The sequence below is a fragment of the Telluria antibiotica genome, assembly GCF_011682055.1.
In the GTDB taxonomy this organism is placed as follows: Bacteria; Pseudomonadota; Gammaproteobacteria; order Burkholderiales; family Burkholderiaceae_D; genus Telluria; species Telluria antibiotica.
The window spans coordinates 136554-156732 of sequence record NZ_JAAQOM010000011.1; the positions used below are offsets into that span (position 1 = coordinate 136554).

Below are 20179 nucleotides of genomic sequence, written 5' to 3' on the forward strand. Positions count from 1 at the left end.
TTGTCATCGTTTCATTTCTGTCATTATGCCCGTTCGACGCGCGCTTGTGCTTCATCCGTGCTCGCGCCCGAGCCAGTCGAGCAGTTCGTCGAAGTCGCGCACGACCGCATCCGGTACCACGTCGTGTTCCAAGTGTTTCTCCGAGCCCGTGCGGTTCATCCACACGGCCCGCAGCCCGGCGCGCTGGGCGCCCTGCACGTCGAGCAGCACGTCGTCGCCGACGTAGACCGCGTCCTCGGGCGCCACGTCCAGTTCCTTGCAGGCGGCGAGGAAGATGGCCGCATCCGGCTTGGCCACACCGAACTGCGATGCCGCCACCGACACCTTGAAATGGTGCGACAGGCCGATCGTGCGCAAGTCGGCGTTGCCGTTCGAAATGGAACCGATCAGCACCCGTTTCTTCAGGCGCAGCAGGCCGGGCAGCACGTCGTCGTACGGCACGACGGCATTGCGCGCGGCGAAGAATTGCGTCATCGCGTGCTCGACCTTGGCTGCGTCCTCGCCGGCCTCCTCGAACGCGGCGACGAGGCCCGCGTGGCGCAGCTTGCCGAGGTCGAGGTGGAGCTCGGGCTTGCGCGCCAGCAGTTCCAGGCGCGCCTGGCGCAAGGAGTCGATCGTGAAGCGTTCGGCCACGCGCGGCGCGTGCTCGCGCAACCAGGCGAACAGCTTGTCTTCGGCTTGCAGGATCACGGGTGCGATCGGCCACAGCGTGTCGTCGAGGTCGAACAGGATGGCCTTCGGCCAGGCACGGCGCGTGTTCATCGATTGCGGCTTCGGAAACGAAGCTTGGAGAGTGGAAAGGAGCGGTCCAAGCATAACGAGGGCGGCGCGGAAATGCAATGCCGCTGCGGTGCGGGCTCATGGTTACACCGTGATACAAAGGCAAATGGCGTCCGGGCTTGGCAAATGCACTAAAATGATGGGTATTTTTCCATTCAGCCGTACCGGCGCCGCGTGCGCGCCACCATTCCACTGTGGAGATTTTATGAAGAGCTCGATCCTGCGTGCCAGCGCCGTCTCGCTGGCATGCGCGCTGGTCCTGTCCGCCTGTGGCGGCGGGAGCGGTGACCTGACCCTGGGCGGCGCCGTCCAGAACGTGACCAAGGACGGCCTGGTGCTGCAAAATAATGGCGGCAACGATACGGCCGTCGTGTACCCCTATACGTCGTTCCAGTTCACTAACCGTGTATCGACCGATGACCAGTTCAACATCACGGTCAAGAGCATCCCGTCGAACGCCAGCGAATGCCATGTCAACAACGGCAAGGCGCGCGCCAACTATTACTCGATCTACCAGATCAGCGTGGCCTGCACGATCAAGCAGCACGCGCTGACCGTGGTGGTCAACAACCCGACCGGCGTCGGCATCACGATCGTCAACGGCGCGGACAAGAAAGATGCGCCGGCCGGCACGACGTCGGTATCGATGTCGCCCGTGAACGAAGACGGCCCCTACGGCATCACCGTGCTGGCCCAGCCGGCCAACCACACGTGCACCGTCAGCGGCGGCAGCAGCGGCAACGGCTCCGGCACCATGGGCTCGGACGAGAACACGACCGTCACCGTCACCTGCGCTTAAACACTGGAGAGACCCACATGAAGTTTTCCCTCGCGCGTCCGGCCCTCGCCCTCGCGATCACGGTCACGCTGGCGTCGTGCGGCGGCGGCAAGGCCACGTTCCCGATCAACGTCACGGTCACCAACCTGCAATACCCGGGCCTCACCCTGAGCACGAACGGCATGGACTACACCGTCAACCCGCCCGCCACGGCCGGCCAGGACGTCACGTTCGTCTTCCCGAACCAGATCGAATACGGCCAGACGTATGACGTGATCCCGAAAGGCCAGGTCGTCACCAACGGCACCGTCACGGCGCTGGGCGCCCAGCCCGCCCACCAGACCTGCTCGTCGCCGACGTTCCCCAAGAGCGGCACGGCCGGCCAGCTGGCCAAGATCGACATTCACTACGTGTGCGCCGTCAATACGTTCCCGCTCACCGGCACCGTCAAGGGCCTGACCGGAACCGGCCTCACCTTGGCCAATGGCAGCACGTACCTCCCGGTGCCGGTCAATCCGGCGCTGGACAGCGCCAACGCCCCGACCGGTGCCGACGTACGGTTCGCGATGAACTCGGTTCCCTACGGCACGACGTATGGCGTGACGGTGCTGACCCAGCCGAAAGACCAGACGTGCACGGTCACGGGCGGCGCCAACGGCACGGGCGGCGGCACCATGGACGATACGGCGGAAAAAGCCGGCGGCGTCACGAACCTCGTCGTCACCTGCGTCAAATCGAGCTGAGCGACCGTTCGCGCCGAATGGATGAGATATGGAGAATTCGTATATCGACTATGCGAAACAAAAATTGGACTGATATGCTGTAGCGCAGCATAATTGCACCTGTCTCCTCCAACTCTCCTCAGAAAAGAATTGGATTTAAGCCCGCCTCAACAGCGGGCTTTTTTTTCGCCCGCAGGTTTCCCGCATGCCGGCGCATCGACTGCGCGAGCGCGATCGGCGGCGGCTCGGCAGTGCGCCTGGTCGGAGTCTCGGGGTGCCGGCGCGAGGCCGGCATGGTCGGTAAGGCTTGCCTTCACGGCGCCGTGGACCGCGTGGCAGCCGGGCCGTTTCTTCATCGCTCACTGCCGGTCGGCAGTGGCTTGCTGCGGTATGTCAGACGTTGCGTGATGCGGTTCTGCGGCCGCGCTTCAGCCGGCGGCCAGGCGCTTCGCCGTGACTTTGACGACGGCCATCTGCTGGCCTTCGATCGTCACCTGGGCGTCGTAGCGGGCATGCTTGGCGACGCTGGCGGCGTGCGCGGCGCTCGTGACACCGACGAGAACGGCGGCGGCGAGGAAGATGGCTTCCATGTTTTTCAGGATGTTCATGACCGGCTCCTTGATGGCGTGCGTGGATCAGATGGCGGCTTTGGCGGCGGCCGGGAGGCGCTTCGCCGTGACTTTGACGACGGCCATCTGCTGGCCTTCGATCGTCACCTGGGCGTCGTAGCGGGCGTGCTTGGCGACGCTGGCGGCCTGTGCGGCGCTGGTGACACCGACGAGGACGGCGGCGGCGAGGAAAATGGCTTCCATGTTCTTGAGGACGTTCATTTTGCTTCTCCTTGAAGGTTCGTCGGTTGGGTCGGCGCCGTGATCGGCTTCGGATGATGTCACTGTAGGCGCACGCGCCCTTGGCTTCCACCGGACTGCGACGAACTGCACAAAACGCAGGATAAAAGGCGTAAAAACGCGATGGTGCGTTGCGGCACGTCCGCCCGCGCATGCGTACGCTCAACAGCCGCACCGGCTGCGCTGGCGATACTCCTCTGCGGCACACGTGGAGGCGACATGAAACGCTGGAACATCCTGCAACTCGATGCGAACGGGGCGGCGCGGACGGCCGGCACGGTGCGCGGCTGGAACGCCGTCGCGCTGCGGGCGATCGGCACACGTCCGCTCGGCGCGCATGCGCTCGCGCTGCTGCACGGCGCCATGTACAACGCGTGGGCCGCCTACGACGGCAGCGCGCGCCAGACCGTGCACGGCGTGGCCGTCCGCCTGCCGCGCGCCGAACGCGACGCCGCCAGCAAGGCCGCCGCGATGAGCCATGCGGCGCGCCACGTACTCGTCGGTCTGCTCCCGCACGCGCGGCCGGACGCGGACGCGCGCATGGCGATCCTGGGCCTCGATCCGGCCGCGGCCGCCGCCCGGTTCAGTCCTGCGGGCATCGGCCTGGCCCAGGCGGCGGCTGCGCTCGACGGCCGGAACGGGCCACCGTTCGCACCGCTGCCGCCCGAGGCCGCCGAACCGCGCACGGCCGCGCCGCAACCTGCTGCCGCCATGCGCACGCTGCAGCACTGGTGCCGCCTGGCCCGGCACGTCGCGCTGCGCGACGGCTACGACGACGACCGCGACGTGCTGCTGTTCGTCGTGCTGGCCCATGGCCTGGCCGACGCCGCGCGCGCGGCGCGCGACGATCCGGCCGTGTTGGCCGGCTGCGCCGCCGAGGTCCTGCGCCGCTTCACGGGCAGCGACCGGCTGGGCGCGGGCGCGCGCTGGACCACGTTCACGCAGGCGGCTACGGCCGGAATGACGAACGCCCGCGACGATGCGCAGGCGTTCGGAAGAAAGGTCGGCGCGCGCGTGTTCGACAAGGCGCGCCGGTATTGGCGGGGGAAGCTGTAGGCGCCTCCCCGCTGCCGGCTTATTTGTGCGACGCGCCGCTCGACGCCTGGCTCGCGCCCGTGGACGAACCGCCCGCGCTGCCCGACGCCGAGCCGCCCGCGCTGCCGTCCAGCGCCACGCTGCCGTTCAAGCCCGATGCCCCGTCGCGCACCGCGTGGGCGGCACCCCGCGCGGCACCGGCCGCCTCGCCGCCAGTGTTCGCGACACGGTCGCGTGCCTGGCCGGCCGCACCGCGCGCCGTGCCAGCCGCTGCACTGCCCGTGGTCGCCACGCGGTCGCGTGCCGCGCCTGCTGCGTTGCGCGCCGTGCCGACCGCTTCGCTGCCGGCCGTCGTCGCACGGTCATGTGCCTGGCCCGCCGCACCGCGGGCGGTGCCGGCCGCTTCGCTGCCGGTGGTCACCATGCGGTCGCGTGCCTGGCCTGCCGCGCCGGCAGCACTGCCGAAGGCGCTGGCCGCGCCGCTGCCGTCCACGCCGGCCGAACCGGAACCGTCGGCGCGGGCCGAGGTTCTACCGTTGCCCGCATCGACGGACGCCGAACGTTCCGCACCGGCCGTGCCGGAGGCGTTCCCGCCGAGACCGCCCATGCCCGACAACAGGCCCGAACGCTGCGCCGGTGCGGCTGGCTGGGTCGCGGGCTGGGTTGCCGCCTGGGGTGCGGATTGGGTCGCACCGGTGCTCGAGGCCGGGGCCGGCTGACGCGACGCGCTCAGCGCGCCGTCGAGGGCACCGCTGCCGGACGCATTGCCCGCAGCCTGGCCGCCGCTGCGGCTCGCGCCGGCCGCGCCGTCGCCTGCGCCATGCGCCATGCCGGTGATGTCTCCGGTGCCGCGGGTCGCGCGGCCGGCCACGTCGGCACCGAGGACGCCATTGCCGCGCGCCCCGTCCGCCGTGCCGTGCGCCGCGCCGGCGGTGTCCGTCGTGCCGCGGTTTGCGTGACCCGCCGCATCGGCACCGCGGTTCGCACCGCCGCGGACATCGTCCGTCGCATCGCGGACGATGCGGCCGTCGCCGCGCAGGCCACCCATCGAATCCATGCGGCCCATGCCGCCCATGCCGCCACCGCCGATCATGCCGCCGATGGAACCGCCCAGCGAGCCGCCCATGCGGCCGCCGAGCAGCTGCGCATGCGCCTGGTGGGTCATGCCGATGGCGAGGATGAGGGCGATGTGGTGGGCAATCTGTTTGGCTTTCATGTCTGTTCTCCTTGTCAGTGAGCGGCAAAGTACGCCGCCGATACTTGGAAAACGGACCAGCTCGCCGTTTTCTTCCATCCCTTCCAAAATATTTTTAAAATTTTTTTCAGCGCAGGTCGGACGGGTCAGTGCGCACGTCGGCGCCAACGATGCCGTATCCGATCTCGTCGTTGGCGACGGCCTGGCCATGGCCGGCCTCGCGCGCGAGCGCGTCCACGGCGCGCGCGGCGCCGGCGCGATCGGGCCTGGGCAGGCGCTGCGCCAGCAACGCGGCGACGATGGGTGCCGCGAACGACGTCCCGCGCACCTGGCGGTACGGCGGCGTGCCCGGCGCGGCGCTGACCATCTGGCTGCCGGGCGCCGCGAATTTCACTTGCGGGCCGCGCGCCGCTTCCGGCAACGGCTTGCCCCGCCGGTCGACGCCCGTCACGCCGACGACGCCGGGATAGCTGGCCGGGTACAGCGGCGGTGCCGCAGGCCCGTCATTGCCGACGGCCGCCACGAGCAGGTGGCCATGCGCCTGCATCGCGGCGACGGCGCGCGCCAGCAGCGCGTTCGACGGCCCGACGAGGCTGATGTTCACGACGCCGACCGCCTGCTGGTCGAGCCAGCCCAGCGCGGCGGCGATGCGGTCCGCGGCGCCGCCCACCGGGCTGCCGCAATACACGTCTGCCGCGTACAACGAGGCGCCGGGCGCCGCGCCGTGCAGGTGGTCGGAGCGCCCGACCATCAGCGCCGCCACCGCCGTGCCGTGCGGCGCGGGGACGGCCTGGCCGCCGCAGCCCCAGCGCGTGATGGCGGCGTCCTCGAAGACGGGATGATCGCCGTCGACGCCGCTGTCCACGAGGCCGACGCGCACCGCGGCCCCATCGCCCGCACGAGCACCGCCCGCCGCGCCGCTTCCGGTATAGACGTGATTGAAATCGTAGCTGCCGTCCGGATCGATGGCGCGCAGGCGCTCGACCATCGCGGCTGTCGACGCACCGGCCGGCAGGCGCAGCACGACCATGCGGTCGCCCAGCCCCGGCAGCACGTCGTCGCTGACGATCGTCGCCCCCGCGCCGCGCGCGGCCTGCAGCGCCGCATCCGACGGCGACCACGCGAGCACCTCGCCCCGCAGCGCCGGTTCGCCGCGCGGATCCGCCTCGAGCTGGTCAGGATGATTGCGCAGCAATTGTTTGACGGTGTCGAGGCGCAGGCTGCCGAGGTCCGGCAGCGGCGCCCGGTCGAGCAGGCGGTCGACGGGACGCCGCAGGCCGTCCAGCCCCACCGGCCCGATGCGCCCCGGCAGCGGCAGCGACGGCAGGCCCAGCTGCGCGTGCGCGGATGCCGCCGCGCCCAGCAGCACGGCGACCGTGGCGACACGCATGTTTACGAAAGGGAATTTCATGAGGAGATCATATATGATTGGGCGATACCGTATAAACGAACGGGGTTGGGAAGAAAATCCCCGTTCGGATCGTTTACCTGACATAGACACTGTTCATGCTTGCCGACGAGATTGCCGCCCTACTGCCCCGCATGCGCCGTTTTGCGCGGGCGCTGACCTTTCACCGCGAAGATGCGGACGACGTGGTGCAGATCGCAATGGAGCGCGCGCTCGGCCGCAGCGAACAGTGGGAACCGGGGACGCGGCTCGACAGCTGGCTCTTCCGGATCATCAAGAACGCATGGATCGACGAAGTACGCAGCCGCACCCGGCGCGCCGAGCTGTTCGCGCCGGAGGAGGAAGGTGAACATGTGGGCGACGATACGGCGCAGGCGCACCAGCAGCGGCTCGCGGTCCAGAAGGCGATCAGCCTGCTGTCCGAGGAGCACCGGCTCGTCGTCGGCCTCGTGCTGGTGGACGGCTTGCCGTACAAGGAAGCCGCCGAGGTGCTGGAGATCCCCATCGGCACGCTCACCAGCCGCCTCGCCCGCGCCCGCGACGCCCTGCAGCAGTTGCTCGCCGATCAGACCTAGAGGACACGATGAGATTTTCCGATGAAACCCTGATGGCCTATGCCGACGGCGAGCTCGATCCCCAGGAGCGCGCCGCCATCGAACAGGCGATGCGCGACGACCCGGCCGTCGCCAATGCCGTGGCCAACCACCGCGCGCTGCGGTCCGACGTCGCCGCCGCCTTTGCCGGCATCCTCGACGAGCCCGTGCCCGCGCGGCTGCAGCCGCCCGCGCCGGCGCCGGTGCTGTCGCTCGATGCGGCGCGGGCCGAGCGCACGGCCGCGAAGGCGCGCCGCACGTGGTCGTGGCCGGAATGGGGTGCGCTGGCGGCGATGCTCGTCGTCGGCGTCCTGGCCGGCAAGGCCCTCCCCGGCGGCGCGCCCGCCATCGCCGGCAACGGCGGCCAGGTGGTGGCGCGGGGCGAACTCGCGTCCGCGCTCGACAGCCAGGTCGGCGGCCAGGGCAGCGGGAAGGTCAAGGTCGGCGTCAGCTTCGCCGCCCGCGACGGCGATTACTGCCGCACCTTCGTCATGGGGACGTCGGCCGGCCTCGCGTGCCGCGCGGGCGGGCAATGGAAGATTCCCGTGCTGTCGGAAACGGCGCCCGAGGCCGCCGGCGGCTACCGCCAGGCCGGCAGCGCGTTGCCGGCGGCCGTGCTGGACGCCGTCGACGAACGCATCGCGGGCAAGCCGCTCGACGCGGCGGGAGAAGAAGCGGCGCGGGCCCGCGGCTGGCAGGCCGGCCGCTAAGAACCTATCTCGGTGGCGTAACGTACGTGGTTCGCGAACGTCCGCGTGGGCACAGGGGTGCCCACCCTACGATCTATCTCGGTACCCTGGTAGGGTGGGCACCCCGTGCCCACGCGTAACGTATGCGGTTCGCGAGGGTTCGTTGGAACAGGCGCCGAGGCGCGTCAGGCCAGCGGCTTCAGTATGTTGGCGAGCGCCACGTACTGTTCCAGCCCCACGGCTTCCGGGCGCGCGCCCGGGTCGATGCCGGCGTCGACGAGCTGCTGCTCGGTGAACATGCCGGCCACGCAGTTGCGGATCACCTTGCGGCGCTGCGAGAACGCCTTCTGCACGACGGCTTCCAGGGTACGCGCGTCGGCCGGCAGCTGGCGCTTCGTCGGCACCATGCGCACGATGGCGGAATCGACTTGCGGCGGCGGATCGAACGCCGTGGGCGGCACGACGAACAGCATGGCCATGTCGTAGCGCCACTGCAGCATCACGGACAGGCGGCTGTACGCTTTCGTGCCCGGCTCCGCCACCATGCGCTCCACGACCTCTTTCTGCAGCATGAAGTGCTGGTCCTCGATGAGGTGGGCGAAGTCGGCCAGGTGGAACAGCAGCGGGCTCGAGATGTTGTACGGCAGGTTGCCCACCACGCGCAGCTTCTTCCCTTCCGGGACGGGAATGCTGCCGAAATCGAACTTCAGCGCGTCGCCCGAGTGGACCGTCAGGCGTTCGCGCGGATACGATTTTTCCAGGCGCGCGACGAGGTCGCGGTCCAGCTCGACCACGTGCATGTGGTCCAGCTCCTTGAGCAGCAGCGCCGTCATCGCGGCCAGGCCAGGGCCGATTTCGACCATGGTGTCGCCGCGGCGCGGGCCGATCGATTCGATGATGTCGTGGAGGACGTGGTCGTCGGTCAGGAAGTTCTGGCCGAAGCGCTTGCGGGCTACGTGTTTCATTGTCTTATGCGGGTTGTTGCTGTTGTGCGCGCACCATGGCGACGGCGACGCGGATCGCCTCTTCCATGCTGCCGCAATCGGCCTGCCCCAGGCCTTTCTCGGCCAGGTCGAGCGCCGTGCCGTGGTCGACGGACGTGCGGATCAAAGGCAGGCCGAGCGTGATGTTGACGCCGCGGCCGAACGTCGCGTACTTGAGCACGGGCAGGCCCTGGTCGTGGTACATGGCCAGCACGGCATCGGCGTGCTGCAGATACTTCGGCTGGAACAGCGTGTCGGCCGGGTATGGGCCGCGTGCGTCGATGCCGCGGCTGCGCGCGTCGGCCAGCACCGGTTCGATCACGTCGATCTCTTCGCGGCCCAGGTAGCCGTTCTCGCCCGCGTGCGGGTTCAGGCCCGTCACGAGGATGCGCGGCGACGCGATGCCGAACTTCTGCACGAGGTCCGCGTGCAGGATGTCCAGCACCTGCGCGAGGCTGTCCCGCGTGATCGCATCCGGGACGTCCTTCAGCGGCAGGTGCGTCGTCGCCAGCGCCACGCGCAGATACGGTTGATCGTTACCGGGCGAGCCGGCGAGCATCATGACGACCTTGGGCGTCTGCGTCTTCTCGGCCAGGTATTCCGTGTGGCCGGAAAACGCGACACCCGCATCGTTGATGGTGCTCTTCTGCAGCGGGGCCGTGACGATGGCATCCCACCAGCCGGCCTGCGTGCCCTCGATCGCGAGGTCGAGCGTCGCGAGCACGGCGCGGCCGTTGGCGGCATCCAGCTTGCCCGGCACGACGTGGGCGTCGAGCGGCACATCGACGACGGGGATGACGTCCTGGCCGAAGTGCGGCAGGCCGCTATGGCGCAGTGCGAGCGTGGAGATCGCGGACAGGCGGATCGCCGGGTCGATCAGGCTCGCCGTCAGCGACAAGAAGGCGGCATCGCCCACGAGCACGCACCGGGCCGCGCCGCGCAGCGCCCACGCCGCGCGGATCGAGATCTCCGGACCGATGCCGGCCGGCTCGCCCACCGTGATGGCGAGCGTGGGGCGTGTGCCTGCCGGGGACATCGCTTATTTGTCCTCGCGGAACTCGACGTAGGCGCGGTCGCGGACCTGGCGGCTCCAGTCTTCCAGCGCTTCCTGGCGCTTGCGGTCGGTGAGGACCTGGCGCGCGGCCGAGCGTTCCTTCTCCTTCGACACGTCTTCCGACTTGCGCTCGACGACTTGCACGATGTGCAGGCCCAGCGGGGTCTTGATGACCTCGGACACGTCGCCCGGTTTCAGCGCGTTCATCGGATTCTCGAATTCAGGCATCGCGTCGCCCGGGAACAGCCAGCCCAGGTCGCCGCCCTTCGACGCCGAACCGTCCTGCGAGAACTGGCGCGCCATGTCTTCGAACGTGGCCTGCTTGCTCACGATCTTCTGGCGGATGTCTTCGAGCTTCTTGCGGGCTTCGTCCTCGGTCTGCGTCGGCGTGATCTTCAGCAGGATGTGGCGCGCGTGCGTCTGCTGCACGACGGCCTGGTCGGGCTTCTGCTCGCTTTCCAGCTTGCGTTCATTGACCAGCTTGATGATGTGGAAGCCGACGTTGGTACGGATCACGGGCGTGACCTGGCCCGGCTTCAGCTTGTGCAGTTCGCTCGCGAAGATCGGGGGCAGGCGGTCCGGGTCGCGCCAGCCGACGGCACCGCCCTTCAGTGCGTCCGGCGAATCGGAATACGTAGCGGCCATCTTGGCGAAGTCCGCACCCGTGCGCAGCTGGCGCGCGACTTCGTCGGCGCGGGCCTTGCGCGCGGCAATCTGCTCGGGCGACGCGTTTTCCGGGATGCGCACGAGGATCTGCGCGATGTCCACCTCGACCTTGTCGGCCGCGGCGGCCTTCTCGGCGGCCATGTACGTGTCGATCTCGGCGTCCGTGACCTGGATCTTGCTGTCGACTTCGTGCTCGATCAGGCGCTGCATCATGATCTCGTTGCGGATCTGCTCGCGGAACTTGGAGAACGGCAGGCCCTCCTTCTCCATCGCGTTGCGCATGTCCTGCACGCTCATCTTCTGGTTCTCGGCGATGCGGCCGATGGCGCGGTCGAGCGTCGTGTCGTCGACGCGCACGCCCATTTCCTTGGCCATCTGGAGTTGGGCGCGTTCGGTGATCATGGCCTCGACGACCTGGCGGCGCAGGTCTTCCTCGGCCGGCATCTGCGCGCCCTGGGCCTTCAGGCGCTGGATGATCTCGGCCACGCGCTGCTCGACGTCGCGCTTCGTGATGACTTCGTCGTTGACGATCACGTACACGGAATCGATCACGTGGGCATTGCTGGACGCCGGCGGCAGGAAGCCGGTGCCCGGCTTCGTCGACGCCGTTGCCGGCGCAGCGGCGGCCGGCTTGGCGGCGGGAGCGGCAGCAGGAGCGGCCGGTGCGGCCTGGGCCAGGACGTCGCCGGCGGCGAAGGCGCACAGCAGCACCGCCGCCAGCTTGAGCTGGTGCGGACGGCGTGGGGACAGACGGGTAGTACGCATATTCAGGAAAGCACTCATTTCAGGTAACGGGTTGTCCATGGACCGGTCAGGGGCGGCCGACGTTGGTATTCAGCCGGGTGTAGCCGGGGATGCTCTTGTTGAAGGTATCCAGCGCGTTGCCGACGCCGAGGTGCGACAGGCCGTTCAGCTCGAGCTGGAAGAAGCTCGTCGTGGAGAGGGTCTGCGCGGCGGTCACGAAACGCTGTGCGCCCATGCGGAAGACCCAGCAATCCGCCTTGTACTCGAGCCCCACGAGGCTCTCGAGCAGTTTGCGGTCGCGCGTCGAGTAGCTGACCCGGCTCACGCCATACCAGCGCTGCGTCAGCGGCCACTGGCCCGACACGTCGACGTTGCGGAAGCCGTTGGCAAGGCCGAAGGTGTCGCGCTGGAAGCGGTATTCCAGGTTCAACACCTTCATCGGGGCCGGCTGCCATTGCACCCCGAAATTCGAGCTGTACAGGCTGCGCGCCTGTGCATCGTATTGTACGCCGCTGTCGACGGTCCACGACTCCGAGATGCGGCCCGACGCCGCCACCAGCGCGTCCGAGCGCGTCTGGTTGCGTGGCTCGCTCGAATTCAGGCGCACGCTGGGGTCGGAGAAATAATAGCGGTTGCCGACGGCCAGGCGCAGGCGCTCGGCGCCGTCGGACTCGATGAAGCGCGACACGATCGCCGCCGTCAGCTGGTTCGCGTCCGACACCTTGTCGGCACCGACGAAGCGGTTTTCCGTGAACAGCTGGGCGTAGTTGAAGCCCGCCACGCCCGTGTCGAAATTGGGGATGTCGTCCTGCTTCTTGTACGGCGTGCGCACGTAGAACAGGCGCGGCTCCAGGGTCTGTGTGCCGTCCGGGCCGAACAGCGACGACTTGCGCTCGAACGTCATGCCGCCGTCCAGCGAGAACGTGGGCAGCACGCGCGAGATGTGGTTGTCGTTGTTGACGTTGCTCGTCAGGTCGTACTGCGTCGCGTGCAGCATGACCTTGGGCGTGATGAACCAGCCCGGATGCACCCACGGATAGCTGACCTGGCCGACGAAGTTGGCGCGGTTGCCCTGCACCTGCTTCTCGTCCGGATGGGAGAAGCGCACGGCCTCGGCGTCGACCGCCCAGTCGAAGCCGCCCAGCACGTCGTAGCGGCCGGCGTGAAAGTTAACCTGGGGCAGGCGGTTGTACGGCGTCGCCACCGTCAGCGCCGGATTCAGCACGGCGCCCGGGTCCTGCAGGATCTGGAAGTCCTGCACGCGGGCCGTCAGGTTCCAGTACTGGCCGTAGTACTCCGTGTGCAGTTCGCGCACGAGCTGGCGCACGGCGCTGGCGGCGACGGTGCGCGAGAAGTCGGACGGGTATTCGTTGTCGGACGCCGCATGCGCGTTCCAGCCGAACGCCCAGCCCGGCGCCAGCGCCTGGTTGTGCAGGGTGTCGACCCACCAGCGGTTGCGGTGTGCCAGGCCGTCGTTCGCGAGGAATTCCACGTGGCTCTCGCCGCTGTATGCGCCTGCGCCCGTCTCGCCCAAGTAGCGCCCCGTCGCGCCCAGCTGCAGGCCGCGCGCGAAGATGTAGCGCGGGAACAGCGTCAGGTCGCGGTTCGGCGCGATGTTGACGTAGTACGGCACCATCAGCTCGGCCGAGCCCTTGGAGCCCAGGCCGATCGTGGGCGGCAGCCAGCCGGAGCGGCGTGCGCCCGACAGCGAGAACGACATCGCCGGCGTGCCGATGATGGGCACGTCCTTGAAATAGATGATGGTCTTGCCCGCCGTGCCGATGTCGCGGCCCTGGTCCAGGCGCAGGGTGCTGGACTTCAGGTACCAGTCGGGATTGGGGCCTTCGCACGTGCTGTACGTGCCGTCGACGACGACGGCCTCGTCCTCGCCGAGGAAGTTGATGCGGTCGGCCCTGCCCTGCGCATTGTTCACATGCAGGCGGTATGCGGGGTGCAGCACCCAGCCCTTGCCCGTTTCCAGGTTCAGTTGCAGGGCATCGCCCTTGTAGCGGTCGCCGAAGCGCCACATCGTGATATTGCCTTCGGCCGTGACCTCGTCCTCGACGCGGCGGTAGCAGGCCGTGTCGGCCGTGACGCCGGTGGCGCCGCGCGTGATCTCGACGTTGCGCACCATGTTCAGGATGCGATCGGGGCGGCCGCTGAATTCCTCCGCACGCATCGTGATCGGAAGATCCTGCTCGTTCGGATGGGCCGGCGCGGGCATGGGCGCGGCCGCCGGCTGCGCTGCCGTCTGTGCATACAACGGCCCCGCGGCCATGGCCACGAGGGCGGACAGGGCGGCGGTTCGCCGCGGCGGGAATGGTAGGGCCGTCATCCAGCTCATGAAAGATCGCGTTGCACCATAGAGGGCGATTTTTTGGATTGAATCTCGTATTATATGGGAATTCCTATCACCAACCCGTTTCACCGGGACGCTTCATGTCTTCTCAGTCTCAACACGCTCCCACCTCCCACGACAAGGATACCCGCCTCGCCCTGTTGACAGAATGGCTCGGTTCGCTCGACCTCGTCGACGTCGCCACCGTGCGCCCCGCGTCGACGGATGCGAGTTTCCGCCGCTATTTCCGCCTCGATGTTGTGCCGGCGCTACGCGACAAGCTGGGCGCCACCCTCGTCGCGATGGACGCCCCGCCGGAGCGCGAAAACGTACCCGCGTTCATCAACGTGGCCGGCCTGCTGCGCGATGCCGGCGTCACCGTGCCCGCCATCGTGGCCCGCAACGTGGAAGCCGGCTTCCTGCTGCTGTCCGACCTCGGCACGACGACGTACCTGCAGCGCCTGGACGTCGACAATGCGTCGTTCATGTACTCGGACGCCGTCGACGCGCTGATCAAGTTCCAGCTCGCGAGCCAGCCCGGCGTGCTGCCCGAATTCGACCGCGCCTTCGTGCTGCGCGAACTGAACATCTTCCCCGAGTGGTTCATCGGCCGTCACCTGGGCGTGCAGCTGGACGACGCCCAGCGCGCCCAGCTCGACAAGGTGTTCGAGGCCATCACGGCCAACGTGTTGGCGCAACAGCAAGTCTACATGCACCGCGATTTCCATTCCCGCAACCTGATGTTCCTCGACCAGGGCAACCCGGGCGTGCTGGACTTCCAGGATGCCGTCTACGGCCCCGTCACCTACGACCTGGCGTCGCTGCTGCGCGACGCGTACATCCAGTGGGACGAGGAATTCGTGCTGGACTGGGTCGTGCGTTACTGGCAGAGCGCGAAGCAGGTCGGGCTGCCCGTCAATCCGGACATCGACGCGTTCTACCGCGACTTCGAGTACATGGGCTTGCAGCGCCACCTGAAAATCCTGGGCATCTTCTGCCGCCTGAACTACCGCGACGGCAAGTCCACCTATATGGGGGACCTGCCCACGGTGATGGAATACGTGCGCAAGACCGCCCACCGCTACACCGAACTGCGCCCGCTCGTACGCCTGCTCGACGCCTTCGAGGACAAGGCGCCGCAGGTCGGCTACACCTTTTAAAAGTCGATCCGATGAAAGCCATGATCTTCGCCGCAGGCCGCGGCGAGCGGATGCGTCCGCTGACCGACACCTGCCCGAAGCCCCTGCTCAAGGTGCGCGGCCGTCCCCTCATCACGTGGCACGTGCTGAACCTCGTGCGCGCCGGCATGCCGGACATCGTCATCAACCACTCCCACCTCGGCCACATGATCGAGGAAGAGCTGGGCGACGGCAGCCGCTACGGCGCGCGCATCGTCTACTCGCACGAGCCGACGCCGCTGGAAACGGCCGGCGGCATCGCCAACGCGCTGCACCTGCTGGGTGACGAACCGTTCCTGGCCGTCTCCGGCGACATCTACGCGCCCTACTTCGACTTCGACCAGGTCAAGGACGTGCTGAAGGACACCGACGCCGTCGGCCAGCCCATTCCGCCCGAGAAGCGCGACATCGCCTGGCTGTACCTGACGCCGAACCCGTGGCACAACCCGGACGGCGACTTCGGCCTGACGATGTACACGCTGTCGAACGATGGCACCCCGAAATGGAATTTCTCGAACATCGGCGTCTATCGTCCCGAGATGTTTGACGGGATCAAGCCCGGCGAAGTTTCGCGGCTCGGCCCCCTGATGCGCAAGTTCATTGACCTGGGTCGCATCGGCGGTGAAATCTACGACGGCCAATGGGTCAATGTGGGCACCGTGCGCCAGCTGGAAGAACTGAACGCGCCGCCCGGTTCCAAGCCGAAAGCGGGCACCTGATGGATTACGCGGCACGCCGCGCGCGCCTGGCCGCGCAGATGCAGGAAGGCAGCGTCGCCGTGCTGGCCACGGCGCCGGAAGTCGCGCGCAACGCCGACAGCGACTATCCGTACCGGCACGACAGCCATTTTTATTACCTGACCGGTTTCACGGAACCGGAAAGCGTGCTCGTGCTCGTCGCCGCGCAAGGCGACAAGCCCGCGCGCGCCATCCTGTTCTGCCGCGAGAAGAACGTGGAGCGCGAGATCTGGGACGGCTACCGCCACGGCCCGGAAGCGGCGCGCACGGCGTTCGGATTCGACGACGCGTACCCGATCGGCGAACTCGATACGCACATGGCACGCATCCTCCCCAACGCGTCCGCGCTGTACTACGCGCTGGCCTCGAACGCCGCGCTCGACGCGCAGGTGACCAGCTGGATCAAGGCCGTGCGCGCACAAGGCCGTACGGGTACGACCGCGCCCGGCACGTTCGTGAACCTGCTGCCGCTGCTGGACGAGATGCGCCTCGTGAAGGACGCCGACGAACAGGCGCTGATGCTGCGCGCCGGTGACATCTCGGGCGGCGCGCACGCGCGTGCGATGCGCGCGGCACGCCCCGGCATGTTCGAGTACGAGCTGGAAGCGGAACTGCTGTACGCGTTCCGCAAGAACGGCGCCCAGTTCCCCGCCTACACGCCGATCGTGGCGTCGGGCCCGAACGCGTGCGTCCTGCACTACAACGTCAATGACCGGCAGATGCAGGACGGCGACCTCGTGCTGATCGACGCGGGCTGCGAGCTGGATGGCTACGCGTCCGACATCACGCGCACGTTCCCCGTGAACGGCCGCTTCACCGAGGCGCAGCGCACCTTGTACGAACTGGTGCTGGCCGCGCAGGACGCGGCGTTTGCCGCCATCGCGCCCGGCCGTCCGTACAGCGCCTTCCACGAGGCGGCGCTGCGCGTGCTCGTGCAGGGCATGCTCGACCTGGGCCTCGTCGATGCATCGACCTACGCGAACGTGGACGACGCCATCGCCGCCAAGGCCCACGTCCCGTTCTACATGCACGGCACGGGCCACTGGCTCGGCATGGACGTGCACGACGTGGGCGCCTACCGCGACGTCACGCATCCCGACAAACCCTCGCGGCCGCTGGTGCCGGGCATGGTCGTGACGGTGGAACCGGGCATCTACGTGCGTCCCGCCGCCGGCGTGCCGGAGCGCTTCTGGCACATCGGCATCCGCATCGAGGACGACGTCGTCGTCACGGCAGACGGTTACCGCCTGCTGACGGCGTCCGCGCCGAAGACGGTGGCGGAGATCGAAGCGATCGTGGGGACGGCGCATGGCTGAACAGGACCTGCACGCGGACGTCGCCATATGCGGCGCCGGGCCCGTCGGGCTCGCGCTGGCGGCACTGATGGCGCACCGCGGCGTCGCGGGCGAGCGCATCGTCCTCATCGACGCGAAGGCGCTGGGCCAGGCCATCTCCGATCCGCGCTCGATCGCGCTGTCGTGGGGCAGCCGCATGCTGCTCGTCGACGTGGGCGCCTGGGCCAACGTGCAGCCGCACGCGACGCCGATCCATGAGATCCACGTGTCGCGCCGCGGCCACCTGGGCCGCAGCATGCTGGACCGCGCGGAACACAGGGTCGATGCGCTGGGCTATGTGGCGCGCTACGGCGACGTGGTCGACGCGTTGTCCCGCGCCTGCGCGCGCGCGGGCGTGCGCGTGCTGCGCCCCGTGCGCGTGGCCGCGCTGCACGAAGACCGCGGCGGCGGCGTGCTGGACCTGGACGATGGCCGGACACTCCGGGCGAAGGTGGCCGTGCAGGCGGAAGGCGGCGTGTTCGGCGAGCAGGCGGAAAAAACGCAGCGGCGCGACTACGTGCAGACGGCCGTCATCGCCCGCGTCTCGACGAGTGCGCCGATCGCGCACCGCGCCTTCGAACGCTTCACGGACGAAGGCCCGCTCGCCCTGCTGCCGCAGGACGGCCCCGACGGCCACCAGTACGCGCTCGTGTGGTGCGTGCGGCCGGAACGCGCGCAGCAGCTGCTCGACCTGGGCGAGGACGACTTCCTGCGCCAGCTGGGCGACGCATTCGGCGAACGCCTCGGCACCTTTACGCGCGTGGCGGCGCGGGCCGCGTTCCCGCTGGGGCTGAATGCCGACCCGCGTTTCAGCGCGCGCACGGTCGCCATCGGGAATGCGGCGCAAACGCTGCATCCGGTCGCGGGACAAGGCTTGAATCTCGGGCTGCGCGATGCGGCGGTGCTGGCCAGGCTGCTGGCGCGCGGCATCGACGGGGATCACGGCATCGCGCACGCGCTGGCGCGCTTCGCCGAAGAACGCGCACGCGACCGCGGCGCCATCATCCACACGACGGACGCGATGGCGCGCGTGTTCGCGAACACGGGGCCGCTGCAGCCCGTGTTCGGGCTCGCGCTGGCGGCGCTGGATACCGTCAAACCGGCGCGGATGCTCCTTGCCGACCTGATGATGTTCGGGCGCCGCTGACAATCGACACGTTCGATATCGCGTAGGGTGGGCATTTGGGGCCGGGGGCCCCAAATGAAACGAGCCCACGCGGACGTTTGCGGTACGTTGGCGTTCGCGTGGGCACGGGGTGCCCACCCTACGTCAGCGATGCGGGTTCACTCGACCGCTTTGACCATCGACTCGATGACCTTCTTCGCATCGCCAAACACCATCATCGTGTTCGGCTGGTAGAACAGGTCGTTGTCGAGCCCCGCATACCCCGACGCCATCGACCGCTTGTTGACGATGATGCTCTTGGCCTTATAGGCCTCGAGGATCGGCATGCCCGCGATCGGCGACTTCGGGTCCTTCGCGGCCGGGTTCACGACGTCGTTCGCGCCCAGCACGAGCACCACGTCCGTCTGGCCGAACTCGCCGTTGATGTCTTCCATCTCCGCCACCTGGTCGTACGGCACTTCCGCTTCCGCCAGCAGCACGTTCATGTGGCCCGGCATGCGGCCCGCCACCGGGTGGATCGCGTAGCGCACCTGCACGCCGTGTTCCGTCAGCTTGTCGACCAGCTCCTTCACCGTGTGCTGCGCGCGCGCCACCGCGAGGCCGTAGCCCGGCACGATGATCACGGATTCCGCGTTCTGCAGGATGAACGCCGCGTCTTCCGGCGAGCCCGATTTCACCGGACGCTGTTCCTTCGCCCCGCCCGCGTCCGCCACTGCCGCCTCGCCGCCGAAGCCGCCGAGGATCACGTTGAAGAACGAGCGGTTCATCGCCTTGCACATGATGTACGAGAGGATCGCGCCGGACGAGCCGACGAGCGAACCCGCGATGATCAGCATCGAGTTGTTGAGCGAGAAGCCGATGCCCGCGGCCGCCCAGCCCGAGTACGAGTTCAGCATCGACACGACGACGGGCATGTCGGCGCCGCCGATCGGGATGATGATCAACACGCCCAGCACGAACGACAGCACGGCCATCACGATGTACGGCGTCCACGCGGGTGCCGTGCCGCCCGAGAAGCAGAACACGAGACCGAGGCCGATGATGGCGAGGGCGACGATCAGGTTGATCAGGTGCTGGCCCGGATAGCGCACGGGCGCGCCCTGGAACAGGCGGAATTTATATTTGCCGGCCAGCTTGCCGAACGCGATCACGGAGCCGGAGAACGTGACGGCGCCGACGAACGTGCCGATGAACAGTTCCAGGCGGTTGCCGAACGGGAGGCCTTCGCCGCGCGCGGCGATGTTGAAGGCCCACGGCTCCGACACGGCCGCGATGGCGATGCACACGGCGGCGAGACCGATCAGCGAGTGCATGGCGGCGACCAGTTCCGGCATCTTGGTCATCTCGACGCGTTTCGCGGCGACGGCACCGATCGCGCCGCCGACGACGACACCCAGCAGCACAAGGCCGAAGCCCATGCCGCCCGTCTGCATCTGCTCCTTCAGCTTGAACATCAGGGCGATGGTCGTGACGACGGCAATGCCCATGCCCGTCATGCCGAACGCGTTGCCCATGCGCGCGGACGCGGGCGACGACAAGCCCTTCAACGCCTGGATGAAGCAGACGGACGCCACGAGGTACAAGAGCGTCACGACGTTCATGCTGATCATGTTCATGCGGTCTCCTTGGCACGTGCAGCGCCGGCGGCATCCTGGCCGGCAGGCGCGGCCTTCGCTTTGGGTTCCTTCTTCTTGAACATCTCCAGCATGCGCTGCGTGACGAGGAAGCCGCCGAACACGTTGACGGCCGCCAGCGCGACGGCGATCGTACCGGCGATCTGCCCGGTCAAGCCTTCCGTCAGGCCGGCTGCCAGCATGGCGCCGACGATGATGATCGCGGACACGGCGTTCGTCACCGCCATCAGCGGCGTGTGCAGCGCGGGCGTGACGGTCCACACGACGTGGTAGCCGACGTAGATCGCCAGCACGAAGATGATCAGGTTGATGATGGTATGGCTGATTTCCATGACGT

General features: G+C 68.3%; 20 protein-coding genes. 9 read left to right on the top strand and 11 right to left on the bottom strand.

What is annotated here, in order from left to right; genetic code table 11:
• Positions 1-51: 51 nt before the first annotated feature.
• Positions 52-762 carry an HAD family hydrolase gene (locus HAV22_RS18580; protein ID WP_166861106.1) on the bottom strand — a complete coding sequence of 237 codons (711 nt, stop codon included), beginning with the start codon at positions 760-762 and terminating at the stop codon, positions 52-54.
• Between the two features lie 223 nt (positions 763-985).
• On the opposite strand from HAV22_RS18580, the gene HAV22_RS18585 reads away from it, so the two are divergent.
• On the top strand, positions 986-1579 hold the full coding sequence (locus HAV22_RS18585) for a hypothetical protein (protein WP_166861108.1): 594 nt from the start codon (positions 986-988) through the stop codon (positions 1577-1579).
• A gap of 17 nt (positions 1580-1596) precedes the next feature.
• Positions 1597-2301, top strand: a complete 705-nt coding sequence (locus HAV22_RS18590) for a hypothetical protein (protein ID WP_166861110.1) — start codon at positions 1597-1599, stop codon at positions 2299-2301.
• Positions 2302-2708: 407 nt separating this feature from the next.
• On the opposite strand, the gene HAV22_RS18595 is transcribed toward HAV22_RS18590, so the two are convergent.
• Together HAV22_RS18595 and HAV22_RS18600 are read right to left on the bottom strand one after the other, a co-directional pair.
• The gene (locus HAV22_RS18595) at positions 2709-2888 is read right to left on the bottom strand and encodes a hypothetical protein (RefSeq protein ID WP_166861112.1); all 180 of its coding nucleotides are present in this window, start codon (positions 2886-2888) and stop codon (positions 2709-2711) included.
• Between the two features lie 27 nt (positions 2889-2915).
• Complete coding sequence (locus HAV22_RS18600) at positions 2916-3110, bottom strand: hypothetical protein (protein ID WP_166861113.1); 195 nt, start codon at positions 3108-3110, stop codon at positions 2916-2918.
• Between the two features lie 237 nt (positions 3111-3347).
• On the opposite strand from HAV22_RS18600, the gene HAV22_RS18605 reads away from it, so the two are divergent.
• On the top strand, positions 3348-4184 hold the full coding sequence (locus HAV22_RS18605; RefSeq protein ID WP_166861115.1) for a DUF6851 domain-containing protein: 837 nt from the start codon (positions 3348-3350) through the stop codon (positions 4182-4184).
• A gap of 19 nt (positions 4185-4203) precedes the next feature.
• On the opposite strand, the gene HAV22_RS18610 is transcribed toward HAV22_RS18605, so the two are convergent.
• Both HAV22_RS18610 and HAV22_RS18615 read right to left on the bottom strand, forming a co-directional pair.
• A complete protein-coding gene (locus tag HAV22_RS18610; protein WP_166861117.1) occupies positions 4204-5379 on the bottom strand; it encodes a hypothetical protein in 1176 nt (391 codons plus the stop codon).
• 106 nt (positions 5380-5485) lie between these two features.
• A complete protein-coding gene (locus HAV22_RS18615) occupies positions 5486-6769 on the bottom strand; it encodes a S8 family serine peptidase (RefSeq protein ID WP_229421306.1) in 1284 nt (427 codons plus the stop codon).
• A 95-nt stretch (positions 6770-6864) separates the two neighbouring features.
• On the opposite strand from HAV22_RS18615, the gene HAV22_RS18620 reads away from it, so the two are divergent.
• On the top strand, positions 6865-7341 hold the full coding sequence (locus tag HAV22_RS18620; RefSeq protein WP_166861119.1) for an RNA polymerase sigma factor: 477 nt from the start codon (positions 6865-6867) through the stop codon (positions 7339-7341).
• An 8-nt stretch (positions 7342-7349) separates the two neighbouring features.
• Positions 7350-8069: an anti-sigma factor family protein gene (locus HAV22_RS18625; RefSeq protein WP_166861121.1), complete on the top strand. Its 720-nt coding sequence runs from the start codon at positions 7350-7352 to the stop codon at positions 8067-8069.
• Positions 8070-8233: 164 nt separating this feature from the next.
• Here HAV22_RS18625 and rsmA read toward each other — a convergent pair whose 3' ends face one another.
• The 4 genes from rsmA to HAV22_RS18645 are packed head-to-tail and all read right to left on the bottom strand — an operon-like array spanning position 8234 to position 13839.
• Positions 8234-9013 (bottom strand): 16S rRNA (adenine(1518)-N(6)/adenine(1519)-N(6))-dimethyltransferase RsmA, encoded by a 780-nt coding sequence (gene rsmA / locus HAV22_RS18630; RefSeq protein ID WP_166861123.1) that lies wholly within the window; start codon positions 9011-9013, stop codon positions 8234-8236.
• A gap of 4 nt (positions 9014-9017) precedes the next feature.
• On the bottom strand, positions 9018-10067 hold the full coding sequence (gene pdxA, locus HAV22_RS18635) for a 4-hydroxythreonine-4-phosphate dehydrogenase PdxA (protein ID WP_166861125.1): 1050 nt from the start codon (positions 10065-10067) through the stop codon (positions 9018-9020).
• A gap of 3 nt (positions 10068-10070) precedes the next feature.
• On the bottom strand, positions 10071-11516 hold the full coding sequence (locus tag HAV22_RS18640) for a peptidylprolyl isomerase (protein WP_166861127.1): 1446 nt from the start codon (positions 11514-11516) through the stop codon (positions 10071-10073).
• 46 nt (positions 11517-11562) lie between these two features.
• The gene (locus HAV22_RS18645) at positions 11563-13839 is read right to left on the bottom strand and encodes an LPS-assembly protein LptD (protein WP_166861129.1); all 2277 of its coding nucleotides are present in this window, start codon (positions 13837-13839) and stop codon (positions 11563-11565) included.
• A gap of 95 nt (positions 13840-13934) precedes the next feature.
• Here HAV22_RS18645 and HAV22_RS18650 point away from each other — a divergent pair, with 95 nt between their 5' ends.
• Genes HAV22_RS18650 through HAV22_RS18665 form a run of 4 tightly spaced genes read left to right on the top strand, consistent with a single transcriptional unit; the run spans position 13935 to position 18229 of the window.
• Positions 13935-14993: an aminoglycoside phosphotransferase family protein gene (locus HAV22_RS18650; RefSeq protein WP_166861131.1), complete on the top strand. Its 1059-nt coding sequence runs from the start codon at positions 13935-13937 to the stop codon at positions 14991-14993.
• An 11-nt stretch (positions 14994-15004) separates the two neighbouring features.
• Positions 15005-15730 (top strand): N-acetylmuramate alpha-1-phosphate uridylyltransferase MurU, encoded by a 726-nt coding sequence (murU, locus tag HAV22_RS18655; RefSeq protein ID WP_166861133.1) that lies wholly within the window; start codon positions 15005-15007, stop codon positions 15728-15730.
• Entirely contained in the window at positions 15730-17064 is a 1335-nt protein-coding gene (pepP, locus tag HAV22_RS18660) for a Xaa-Pro aminopeptidase (protein WP_229421307.1), read from the top strand. Before murU ends, pepP begins: the two co-directional genes overlap by 1 nt.
• Positions 17057-18229 carry an FAD-dependent monooxygenase gene (locus HAV22_RS18665; protein WP_166861137.1) on the top strand — a complete coding sequence of 391 codons (1173 nt, stop codon included), beginning with the start codon at positions 17057-17059 and terminating at the stop codon, positions 18227-18229. Before pepP ends, HAV22_RS18665 begins: the two co-directional genes overlap by 8 nt.
• Before the next feature lie 137 nt (positions 18230-18366).
• On the opposite strand, the gene HAV22_RS18670 is transcribed toward HAV22_RS18665, so the two are convergent.
• The gene (locus HAV22_RS18670) at positions 18367-19824 is read right to left on the bottom strand and encodes an NAD(P)(+) transhydrogenase (Re/Si-specific) subunit beta (RefSeq protein WP_166861139.1); all 1458 of its coding nucleotides are present in this window, start codon (positions 19822-19824) and stop codon (positions 18367-18369) included.
• Positions 19821-20174 carry an NAD(P) transhydrogenase subunit alpha part 2 gene (locus tag HAV22_RS18675; protein ID WP_166861140.1) on the bottom strand — a complete coding sequence of 118 codons (354 nt, stop codon included), beginning with the start codon at positions 20172-20174 and terminating at the stop codon, positions 19821-19823. The genes HAV22_RS18670 and HAV22_RS18675 overlap by 4 nt, the downstream gene beginning before the upstream one ends.
• Between the last annotated feature and the right edge of the window lie 5 nt (positions 20175-20179).

Coding starts and splice junctions, on each gene's coding strand:
- HAV22_RS18580 (WP_166861106.1), bottom strand. CDS start 762: ATGAACACGCGCCGTGCCTGGCCGAAGGCCATCCTGTTCGACCTCGAC.
- HAV22_RS18585 (WP_166861108.1), top strand. CDS start 986: ATGAAGAGCTCGATCCTGCGTGCCAGCGCCGTCTCGCTGGCATGCGCG.
- HAV22_RS18590 (WP_166861110.1), top strand. CDS start 1,597: ATGAAGTTTTCCCTCGCGCGTCCGGCCCTCGCCCTCGCGATCACGGTC.
- HAV22_RS18595 (WP_166861112.1), bottom strand. CDS start 2,888: ATGAACATCCTGAAAAACATGGAAGCCATCTTCCTCGCCGCCGCCGTT.
- HAV22_RS18600 (WP_166861113.1), bottom strand. CDS start 3,110: ATGAACGTCCTCAAGAACATGGAAGCCATTTTCCTCGCCGCCGCCGTC.
- HAV22_RS18605 (WP_166861115.1), top strand. CDS start 3,348: ATGAAACGCTGGAACATCCTGCAACTCGATGCGAACGGGGCGGCGCGG.
- HAV22_RS18610 (WP_166861117.1), bottom strand. CDS start 5,379: ATGAAAGCCAAACAGATTGCCCACCACATCGCCCTCATCCTCGCCATC.
- HAV22_RS18615 (WP_229421306.1), bottom strand. CDS start 6,769: ATGAAATTCCCTTTCGTAAACATGCGTGTCGCCACGGTCGCCGTGCTG.
- HAV22_RS18620 (WP_166861119.1), top strand. CDS start 6,865: ATGCTTGCCGACGAGATTGCCGCCCTACTGCCCCGCATGCGCCGTTTT.
- HAV22_RS18625 (WP_166861121.1), top strand. CDS start 7,350: ATGAGATTTTCCGATGAAACCCTGATGGCCTATGCCGACGGCGAGCTC.
- rsmA (WP_166861123.1), bottom strand. CDS start 9,013: ATGAAACACGTAGCCCGCAAGCGCTTCGGCCAGAACTTCCTGACCGAC.
- pdxA (WP_166861125.1), bottom strand. CDS start 10,067: ATGTCCCCGGCAGGCACACGCCCCACGCTCGCCATCACGGTGGGCGAG.
- HAV22_RS18640 (WP_166861127.1), bottom strand. CDS start 11,516: ATGCGTACTACCCGTCTGTCCCCACGCCGTCCGCACCAGCTCAAGCTG.
- HAV22_RS18645 (WP_166861129.1), bottom strand. CDS start 13,839: ATGAGCTGGATGACGGCCCTACCATTCCCGCCGCGGCGAACCGCCGCC.
- HAV22_RS18650 (WP_166861131.1), top strand. CDS start 13,935: ATGTCTTCTCAGTCTCAACACGCTCCCACCTCCCACGACAAGGATACC.
- murU (WP_166861133.1), top strand. CDS start 15,005: ATGAAAGCCATGATCTTCGCCGCAGGCCGCGGCGAGCGGATGCGTCCG.
- pepP (WP_229421307.1), top strand. CDS start 15,730: ATGGATTACGCGGCACGCCGCGCGCGCCTGGCCGCGCAGATGCAGGAA.
- HAV22_RS18665 (WP_166861137.1), top strand. CDS start 17,057: ATGGCTGAACAGGACCTGCACGCGGACGTCGCCATATGCGGCGCCGGG.
- HAV22_RS18670 (WP_166861139.1), bottom strand. CDS start 19,824: ATGAACATGATCAGCATGAACGTCGTGACGCTCTTGTACCTCGTGGCG.
- HAV22_RS18675 (WP_166861140.1), bottom strand. CDS start 20,174: ATGGAAATCAGCCATACCATCATCAACCTGATCATCTTCGTGCTGGCG.